This is a genomic window from Leptolyngbya sp. GB1-A1 (genome assembly GCF_039962475.1).
Taxonomy (GTDB): Bacteria; Cyanobacteriota; Cyanobacteriia; order Elainellales; family Elainellaceae; genus Leptolyngbya_A.
In genome coordinates, this window is record NZ_JAMPLI010000096.1 from 1 (window position 1) to 8857 (window position 8857).

At 45.7% G+C, this 8857-nt stretch carries 9 protein-coding genes and 1 pseudogene; 7 read left to right on the forward strand and 3 right to left on the reverse strand.

The annotated features are described in order from the left end of the window. Positions 1–199: 199 nt before the first annotated feature. The gene (locus NDI45_RS30080; protein WP_190791114.1) at positions 200–934 is read right to left on the reverse strand and encodes an isochorismatase family protein; all 735 of its coding nucleotides are present in this window, start codon (positions 932–934) and stop codon (positions 200–202) included. Between the two features lie 347 nt (positions 935–1281). Next, positions 1282–1785 (reverse strand): Lrp/AsnC family transcriptional regulator, encoded by a 504-nt coding sequence (locus NDI45_RS30085; RefSeq protein WP_190791115.1) that lies wholly within the window; start codon positions 1783–1785, stop codon positions 1282–1284. A 217-nt stretch (positions 1786–2002) separates the two neighbouring features. Between NDI45_RS30085 and NDI45_RS30090 the strand changes: the two genes are divergently transcribed. From NDI45_RS30090 to NDI45_RS30105, 4 genes are all read left to right on the forward strand, one after another. Further along, positions 2003–3100, forward strand: a complete 1098-nt coding sequence (locus NDI45_RS30090; protein ID WP_348249980.1) for an extracellular solute-binding protein — start codon at positions 2003–2005, stop codon at positions 3098–3100. Positions 3101–3131: 31 nt separating this feature from the next. Next, positions 3132–4184 (forward strand): ABC transporter ATP-binding protein, encoded by a 1053-nt coding sequence (locus tag NDI45_RS30095; protein ID WP_348249981.1) that lies wholly within the window; start codon positions 3132–3134, stop codon positions 4182–4184. A gap of 74 nt (positions 4185–4258) precedes the next feature. Beyond that, positions 4259–5071, forward strand: coding sequence for an ABC transporter permease (locus tag NDI45_RS30100; protein ID WP_348249985.1), 813 nt, complete (start codon positions 4259–4261; stop codon positions 5069–5071). Then, complete coding sequence (locus NDI45_RS30105; RefSeq protein ID WP_190792351.1) at positions 5068–5874, forward strand: ABC transporter permease; 807 nt, start codon at positions 5068–5070, stop codon at positions 5872–5874. The genes NDI45_RS30100 and NDI45_RS30105 overlap by 4 nt, the downstream gene beginning before the upstream one ends. Before the next feature lie 213 nt (positions 5875–6087). On the opposite strand, the gene NDI45_RS30110 is transcribed toward NDI45_RS30105, so the two are convergent. Further along, positions 6088–6249 carry a hypothetical protein gene (locus NDI45_RS30110; RefSeq protein ID WP_348249982.1) on the reverse strand — a complete coding sequence of 54 codons (162 nt, stop codon included), beginning with the start codon at positions 6247–6249 and terminating at the stop codon, positions 6088–6090. Positions 6250–6672: 423 nt separating this feature from the next. Here NDI45_RS30110 and NDI45_RS30115 point away from each other — a divergent pair, with 423 nt between their 5' ends. The 3 genes and pseudogenes from NDI45_RS30115 to NDI45_RS30125 all read left to right on the forward strand — a co-directional run. Continuing rightward, complete coding sequence (locus tag NDI45_RS30115; protein WP_348249983.1) at positions 6673–7629, forward strand: GTP-binding protein; 957 nt, start codon at positions 6673–6675, stop codon at positions 7627–7629. Between the two features lie 33 nt (positions 7630–7662). Next, complete coding sequence (locus tag NDI45_RS30120) at positions 7663–8196, forward strand: DUF1097 domain-containing protein (RefSeq protein ID WP_348249984.1); 534 nt, start codon at positions 7663–7665, stop codon at positions 8194–8196. A 126-nt stretch (positions 8197–8322) separates the two neighbouring features. Continuing rightward, a pseudogene (locus tag NDI45_RS30125) lies at positions 8323–8754 on the forward strand (nitrile hydratase subunit beta); the annotation flags it as partial. Between the last annotated feature and the right edge of the window lie 103 nt (positions 8755–8857).

Below are 8857 nucleotides of genomic sequence, written 5' to 3' on the forward strand. Positions count from 1 at the left end.
TCGATTACACGAGTGCGTAAATCCGTTGAGTAAGCGACAGGCATTTCACCAACTTGATAGATTGTCCACTCGTTAGCTTAATAGAAAAGGGGCTAATTACCTAAAAACTGCTGTAAGTTTCCGCAGAACTTTACCCATAGATACTCCTCCACCTGAAAAACTGGCTTAAAAACAGTTCCGTGACTTGTACTCAATAAAATCAAGAGAAAGCAACATACTGATCTAGCTCGGATTGCTGCTCCTTCACATCCGGTAGCGATGAGACTGTACTAATGAAAGCTTGGGAGGTTCCGACTGTTCCAAAAATACCTCCTTCCATTTTCACCATCTCAATCGCTGCTGCATGGAGCCGAGGATCGCTCTCAGCGCAGCAATCCTCCAGCAGCAAAATGTCATAGCCCCGATCGCTTGCTTCACGTAACGTAGAATGGACACAAACAGCAGTAGTCAAGCCGCAGATCACTAGGTTCTTGACGCCAATTCGCTGAAGTAGCAAATCAAGATCCGTTGCATAGAAAGCACCGTTACCAGGCTTGTCAATCACGGGTTCGCCGGGCAAAGGAGCCAATTCTGGAACAATTTGCCATCCGGGTTCACCCCTCACAAGAATACGCCCCAGTGGACCCTCACTTCCGATCTCTGCCCCAGCACGATGACTCCGCCAGTGCTTAACTTCTGACAAATCCGCTAAGTCGGAACGGTGCCCTTCACGGGTATGAAAAATTGGAAATCCTTTTGCTCTTGCGACCGTCAGCAAAGCTTTGATTGGCTGAATGACGGTTCGCGTCAGCGAAATATCGAATCCCTTCTGGTCAAGGTATCCCCCAAAATTGCAGAAATCAATTTGCACATCGATCACAATTAGAGCCGTGTTCTGAGGCGTAAGCTCTTGTTGATAGGGAAAAGCATATGGATCAGCAGCTACTTTCATCATGGTTGCTAGCGGATTAGCATTTACACTCTACATATTTACCGATTTGGTAAATATAGTCGAGTTTTATTTCAGGAAAAGGTAACAAAAACTAGATTTTTTGCGTGTTTTGTATTCAGAAGTACAAAATCTGCTGCTGATTTGGCGATATTCTTCAGCCTAAGGAAAGGTTTATCCTTAATTCGTTACGCATTAGTTCTGTCACGCATGAATATCGATTGAATGAGTTCTGCTTTTGCAGGCTGATTTAGCTTCCGTATTATAGTTACAGGACTGACACGGACTATGAGTTCGTTAAAAATGCATCATCTCGATAAGTGCAGTGGCTTACCATAGGAGGAAAATCGGTGCTAACTCTGTCTTGTGTTTTTCACCCGAATTGGATACTGTGCTTTAAATATTTTGAGTATTACTCTAACGTTTAAGCGATGAACTTCCGGCTGTCGCTTAAGCCAGTTTGTAAACTCAAGCAAGTCTTCATTACTTTGGCAAACATACTCCAGCATAATGTTGTATTCTCCCGTGACTGCGGAGAGATAGCTGATATTTTCTGTCTCGATTAATTCCTGAAGTAGTCTTTCGTGAAACTCGGCGCTTGTCTCTATCTCGATATAGGCAACATTGGCGTAATTGAGCTTACCCGTATTTAAAAAAGCATTAATCGTAATGATTCCATCATCAACCAAACGCTTAACGCGATATCGTACCGTTGCTTCAGGAACACCGAGTTCTCTCGAAATTTTGCTGTATGCCATTCTGCCATCTTGTTGAAGCTGTTGAATGATTTGCAGATCCAGCGAACTAATTTCCGATTCGTTAGCCTGCTCTTCATTAAGATTATCGTCGTGGTTCATCTCATAATTCATAGGGAGCAAATTCTAACTAGAAACTGGAAGGAGCAATGAGTCTATATTTTTGAATATCAGTCCATCTTGCAAGAATTTGTCTGGGTTTGACCGAAATTACTTTAGTCATTCTACATTCTGAAATCGTACTAGAGGCATATAGACAAATTTGTATCGGAACTGTGTCTAATTCTTCCAATTGTTCTGAGCACACGAGGAAAATATTATGGGCCATTCAATTAATCGACGACAGTTTATCAGAGGCGCGGCTGCTTTTGCAGGTTTTACAGCAGCAGTTGCTTGTTCTCCGCAAGCTCCCTCTGTACAAACAGACGGAAAGCGGAGCCTCAAGGTTGGAACGTTTGGCGGTTTTTTTGAGGAGGCATTTGTCAAAAATATTTATCCTGAATTCACGAAAGCAACAGGGATCGAAATCGAATCTGTGCCGACTCCTGCCGCAGATGCCTGGTACACCCAGCTAGAGACAGCAGCAAGAGCAAATCAGGCACCCACCGATCTATCGATGATGGCTCAGATCCCGATGCTGCGTGGGCAGGCTTCAGACTTATGGACACCCTTTGACCTTGAACGGATTCCCAATGCAAAGTATTTGAAGGATAACTTTATTCATCGCTATCCGGATGGACGAGTGGATGGAATTGGTGCAGCCTCCTGGTATGTCACCTTTGTAACTAATAAAACAAAGCACCCCACCGTACCTGCTTCCTGGGCTAGTTTATGGGATGAGCAATATCGGAATCAACTGGGGATGAACGCGCTTCCCACTGGAGGCTTTTTACTAGACATCACCGCAGCAACCTTCTTTGACGGCAGCAAAATTCTAGAAACCCAGGACGGGATTCTGCAAGTGCTGAATAAGGCGGCCGAAATTAAGCCGAATGTCAAATTGTGGTATCGAGATGAAGCTCAGTTTCAGCAAGCCCTGGAAACTGGAGAACTGGCAATGGGACAGTATTACCACGACGTCTCTGTATTGAAAGCGAAACAGGGCAAACCGATTCGGTCCACCTTTACACAAGAGGGAGGGATTAACGATTCGGGCTGCTGGGTGATGAGCCGTCCTTCAAAGAAGCTGGAGGAGGCATACGTCTTCATGGACTATATGTGCCAGCCTGAAATTCAAGCCAAGCTTTCCCGAAATGTTGGCGTTGCTCCCGTTATCGATCGCAAGGATACAGATTTAACAGACGAAGAATTCAACGCCGTTGCAAGCGATATTTCGCCCATTATTCCTGCTTACCGCACCTACATGGAGCAAGGAGACTGGATTGCTCAAAAGTGGACAGAAATGATAACGAGCTAGTGTCTTTTGTTCTCAGGCTGAGGTAATAGACATGGCTTATTTAGGTCTGAAGAGTATCACCAAACATTTTGGTGCTGTCAATGCAGTCGATTATATTGATCTTGAAATTTTCTCAGGAGAGTTAGTCTCTTTTCTGGGACCGTCAGGTTGCGGCAAGACAACGCTGCTGCGATTAATTGCAGGCTTAGAAACTTCTGATGGCGGACAAATCTTCTTAGGAAGTCGAGACATTACAGAGGTGCCAACCCATCAACGCGATATTGGCATGGTGTTTCAATCCTTAGCTTTATTTCCGCACATGACAGTGGGTGAAAATATTGCCTATGCATTACGCATTCAGAGAGTTCCGAAATCTCAGCAGGAAAAGCAAGTGGATGAGTTACTGGAGTTAGTGTGTTTACCGGGGGTAAAATCGCGCAGAATCTCCCAGCTTTCAGGAGGGCAGCAGCAGCGTGTTGCAATTGCTCGTGCCTTAGCGCGTCATCCCAAACTACTTTTGCTGGACGAACCCTTTTCTGCCCTGGATGCCAAGTTACGAGAAGCCATGCAGCTAGAGCTACGACTGCTTCAGCAGCGTTTGGGCATTACAACCATTTTGGTCACCCATGACCAGCAAGAAGCAATGACCATATCTGATCGAGTGGTCGTCATGAACGAGGGCAAAATTCGGCAGGTCGGTAAACCGTTAGAGATCTATCGTCATCCCACAGATCCCTTTGTTGCAGACTTTATTGGCACCAACAATCTCCTGCGAGGGGTTGTTTGCAATGAGACGGCGATCGAAGTAGAGGGGGTGCTGTTCACTGGATGGCAACTGGGCGATCGCTTCAGTTCAGGGCAACAGGTCAGTATTGGCGTTCGTCCTGAAGATGTGACCGTAGTGCCAGGGCAACCATCAGGTCGCAACTGCATTCCTGGCACTGTTACTTTTATTCGGGATATTGGCTCCAGTGTAGAAATACATCTAGACTGTCGGGGACGCAAAGTTGTTAGCACAGTTTTACCGAAAGCTAGACCCCGTCTGGCTCAGGGCGATACAGTGACTGCTTCCTTTTCAGCCAACTCCTGCATTATCCTGCAATGAGTATAAAATCTATCGCTAGACCCGCTCCTGCTACCAGGGCAGATCAATTAACGGGTAAGCTACGCTTGCTGAGAATGCTCTATCCACCAGTAATGCTGGGGATATTTCTGCTGATCCCGCTTTGCATGACGCTGATCGTCAGTGTAGCTCAACGCGCTCCAGCAGGTTTCTACAGTCCTGGTTTTGATTTAAGCCACTATCTTCGGTTTTTTACGCCGCTATTTCTCCGTCAAACGGCTTTCTCCTTTATCTTCGCAGCAGTCGCAGCAAGTTGCTGTGTCGGAGTTGCATTTCCGTTTACCTATCTGCTCACTCAGCTCTCTCAAACCGCTCAAGTCTTTATTTTGATTTTTATCCTATCGGTACTATCGCTCTCAGAAGTAATTATTAGTTTTAGCTGGTCAGTGCTGCTGTCGGAGTCAGCCGGACTATCGAATCTACTGGTTTTCCTAAAACTTCTCCCCCAGGCAGTTGCTTGGGCACCAGGACTTGCTGCTGTACTCCTAGCGTTGACCTATCGCACTTTACCCTTTGCCGTTTTAGTATTCTATCCTTCTGTCGCCCGGTTAAATCCTGAAGTCTCCGAGGCTGCACAAACCTTAGGTGCCTCTCCAGTTCGCACGTTTTTTGACATCATTCTACCAATGCAGCGACGTGCGATCGTTACGGCTTTCCTCTTTGCCTTTATCTTTGCGATCGGCTCCTATCTAATTCCGCAGATGCTTGGCAACCCCCAGCACTGGACCATTTCAGTTTTAATTACGGATCAGGCAATTCAGCAATCCAACTTACCCTTCGCTGCGGCACTGTCACTGATGCTGATGCTGCTGACGCTTGTGCTGGTCTGCCTAATTTCTTCAACTTCAGATCAGGAGACAGATTTATGAATCACTGGCTCCGAAACGGGTTAATTAGCGGTGTTTTATTATTTTTAGCTGCGCCACTTCTGGTCGTGGGCGGTGTCTCTGTCAATTCCACTAAGAGTTTGATATTTCCACCGAGGGGATTTTCTTTTCAGTGGTATGGAGAGTTGTTTACTCGGTCAGAGTGGCTCCTGCCAATGGCAAATAGCCTTGGAATTGCTTGTGCTGCGGCTGCGATCGCATCATCGATTGCGATACCGATCGCCTATTCTCTTTGGCGCACTGGAAAGGGGTACCACCAATTTCTGTTTTACCTCGGTCTAGCACCAGCCGTCTTACCGCCTGTTGTGATTGCAATTAGTTTCCTCAGCTTTTGGGCATCAATCGGTGCTTATGGGAGCATCTACGCGACGATACTTTCCCATGCAATTCTCCTTGTTCCCTTTCCACTCGTTACCTCGCTACTCGGCTTGCGATCGATTCGATCGTCAGTCGTTGAGGCATCAAAAACGCTGGGAGCAAATGAATCAGTTGTCTTTATAACCATTGTACTTCCGCTGATTCAGCCCTACCTAGTTGCAGGATATGCCTTTGCTTTTGTCTTCAGCTTAAATGAGTACATTGTTTCATTCATGGTTTCGGGTTTTACAGTTGAAACTTTGCCAATCAAGATTTTTAATAGCTTGCACTATGGCTACACTCCTGTTATGGCATGTGTCACTGTATTATTTGTCGCACTCTCTGCCTTGCTATTTGCTCTGGTAAACCGCTTCGGCAGTCTGTTACAACTATTGAGCAGCTCTGCCAAAGTTTCTGCAGAACCATAATCAAGTTCCTGCTTATCTCAGTAGTCAGGTGAAATTAAACTTAAAACGCTCTAAGGCGTGGTTGCCCTCTCCTTGAAACATTCCATCGGACGACAACACTTCGATCCTACTCTACTTCAAAGTGTCCGGGAATCTACTGCTGTAAATTTTCATTGATTTTCTGCCAACAGGTTGAACGGGCTTCTTCCAGATCCCTACAAACTCACTTCCTAACTAGTACCGTTCCAGTAACACTGCTTTCCAAAACTCGCTTGGTACACGCAACCGTTCTTCTTCAGTCACTTCTAGCTCTACACCATTCCATTCTTGTCCCATTACAGCGATCGCTATCCATAAACCCTCCAGCAAATGAACACCATCGACCACATTATTCATTCTGCTGTTTAACCCCTAGATTCTGCCTTACAAAACTTTTAGAACGGTCGACGAAACTCGTTGCACATTCCATGGGTAAATTTCGGTTATTTATTGCAATACACAACATTCTTAACCATTCTCCCAATAGTCATCTCATTTATTGATGAGGTTATAAAGCGAGTTAATTTACACTATAAAAATTCTCTTTGGTATTTGCGATAACTTAGAATATGTTGCTTGATATACAATTAATAAATCCTAGCTTGCTTAGAATTTCAATGAAGTTGATAAAACAAAAGCAATAGTCCAGCTAAAGTATTTTAGAAAGATTTCTGCTTTGGATTATTGGTCTTTCTGAGATTTTGAAGTAGCAATCTCTATTTGTTTATTTATTTTTCTTTGCAAACGGACTGACAGGACGACTAAGGAGGTTACTTCACCTTGCAGAGTTTTATTCCAACAACGGTTCTGACGGGTTACTTGGGCGCGGGCAAAACAACTCTGCTGAATTACATCCTAACAGCTCAACACGGTAAGCGAATTGCGGTTATTGTTAACGAGTTTGGCGAGGTTGGCATCGATAATCAACTGGTTATTGGTGCTGACGAAGAAATTTTCGAGATGAATAATGGCTGTATCTGCTGTACCGTACGTAGCGATCTGATTCGCATTATCAGCAACTTGATAGACCGTTCTGAAGATTTTGATTATTTAATGATTGAAACTACGGGACTAGCCGATCCAGCTCCGGTAATTCAATCATTTTTTGTGGATGAGGTGATGAAATCGCGCCTCCTGCTCGATGCCATTGTCACCGTAGTTGATGCCAAATACATTTGGGATCACTGGGACAGCAGCGAAGCCCAAGAGCAGATCGCCTTTGCCGACGTAATTTTGCTCAACAAGGTCGATCTAGTGTCGCCCCCGGTTTTAGAGGAACTGGAACACCGAATTCGGGGAATGAATGCGATCGCAAAAACCTATCAGACCGAGCAGTGCCAAATTTCTTTGGATGCGGTGTTGGGAGTCGGTGCCTTCGACCTGAAAAATGCCCTCAGCATCGACCCGGAGTTCCTAAACGAGGATGCCCACGACCATGACCAGACCATTTCCTCCGTCGCTATTCAGGAACCAGGTGTCATCAACGGCGACAAACTCAATCGCTGGCTCTATCAGCTAGTACAGTCCCGTGGTCCCGACCTTTTCCGCATGAAGGGGATTTTGAATATGGACTACGAAGACCGGCGGTTTGTCTTCCAGGGCGTTCACATGACCCTCGATGGTCGTCCCGGCCGCCCCTGGCAACCCGATGAAGTTCGACGTAATGACCTGGTATTTATTGGTCGTGATCTAGACGAACTTGAACTGCGGCTTGGTTTTAGTGAGTGTTTGATGTAACTGCAACATTATCCTTTCGGAGAGCAATCTGCCATGAAACAATCCGAAGCATTAACCATTAGTATTGGCGTGCTTGGCGGGGTTGATGTTTTTGTGACGGCAACGGTAATTCCAGTACCGGTTTGGGTTACCTTTACCGCATGGGCTTCTTTCTTTGTTGTGGGAGGCGGCGTTCAGGGGTTTATCAAGTCTATTTTCTGTAATATCACGGGCATTATCATTGCAGCACTGTCGCTCTGGTCTATTGATTTGATTGGCAATACTCCACTAGTTGCTGCTATCTGTGTAGGCATTGGTAGTGCTGCTATGGTACAGGCATCTAAGCTGCCCTTTACCCACGGCGTTACACCAGCAATTGTTTGGGGCTTTTCGCAAACTGTTGGCACCGTTGCCGTGACCGGGTTGCCCGTGACTGCTTCCCTGCCCAATAACCCTGTTTTAATTGCGATCGCAGCTATGATTTTGGGGAACATCCTTGGCTATCTATCCGAGGCATGGGGTAAGGCTTTGACTACTACTCCCGCTGTAGCCAGAGCAGGCGAAGGAGCAAGAAAAATCAGAAGTTGAATTGGAGGGTAGGCTCGACCCATCAGCCTAAATTCACTGCATTCCTCAGAGGAAATATTGCCTTCCAAGATTAATTCAACTCTATTTGTGCATCGCTAATTACGTAAAAGAGGAGATCAACTGCTGATGAAACTACAACACTCCCTTGGAGGTCTAGAAGGACTTGGTCCTGTGGACTTCCAGAAAAAGGTATTCGTTGAACCCTGGGAAAAGCGCATTTTTGGCATTCACGCTGCCATGATGGGGTTGAGCGCTCACCTTAAAGAAGCCTTGCCTCAATACCCCATCAACCAAGTTCCAACCGCCTTTAAGGATATCTGGACTTGGGCAGACCTGCGCCGGGGCGCAGAAGCCATGAACCCGTTTGACTATTTCAGACTGCGCTATTACGAAAAATGGTTAGGAGGAATCTCTGGCTTCTTCGTAGAAAAAGGGTACATCTCTCAGGAAGAACTCGACGAGAAAACCAACTTTTATCTCAAAGAGGGAAACGTTGATCCCACTCCATTACCTGAAAAAGAGATTCCTGCTATCGATAATCAGGTTATTAGAGTTGTCGGGAAATAAGAACAGAGCTAGCCAATGCGACCTTTCAAGTTCTTCCTATGCCGCAGTCAGGTAGAAGTTCCATAATCCTGCTGCGGTTAGCATAAGGTGATCA

What these genes read in the sequence shown, in the direction of transcription:
- NDI45_RS30080 (WP_190791114.1), bottom strand. Translation starts at nt 934, where the DNA reads ATGATGAAAGTAGCTGCTGATCCATATGCTTTTCCCTATCAACAAGAG.
- NDI45_RS30085 (WP_190791115.1), bottom strand. Translation starts at nt 1,785, where the DNA reads ATGAACCACGACGATAATCTTAATGAAGAGCAGGCTAACGAATCGGAA.
- NDI45_RS30090 (WP_348249980.1), top strand. Translation starts at nt 2,003, where the DNA reads ATGGGCCATTCAATTAATCGACGACAGTTTATCAGAGGCGCGGCTGCT.
- NDI45_RS30095 (WP_348249981.1), top strand. Translation starts at nt 3,132, where the DNA reads ATGGCTTATTTAGGTCTGAAGAGTATCACCAAACATTTTGGTGCTGTC.
- NDI45_RS30110 (WP_348249982.1), bottom strand. Translation starts at nt 6,249, where the DNA reads ATGAATAATGTGGTCGATGGTGTTCATTTGCTGGAGGGTTTATGGATA.
- NDI45_RS30105 (WP_190792351.1), top strand. Translation starts at nt 5,068, where the DNA reads ATGAATCACTGGCTCCGAAACGGGTTAATTAGCGGTGTTTTATTATTT.
- NDI45_RS30100 (WP_348249985.1), top strand. Translation starts at nt 4,259, where the DNA reads ATGCTCTATCCACCAGTAATGCTGGGGATATTTCTGCTGATCCCGCTT.
- NDI45_RS30120 (WP_348249984.1), top strand. Translation starts at nt 7,663, where the DNA reads ATGAAACAATCCGAAGCATTAACCATTAGTATTGGCGTGCTTGGCGGG.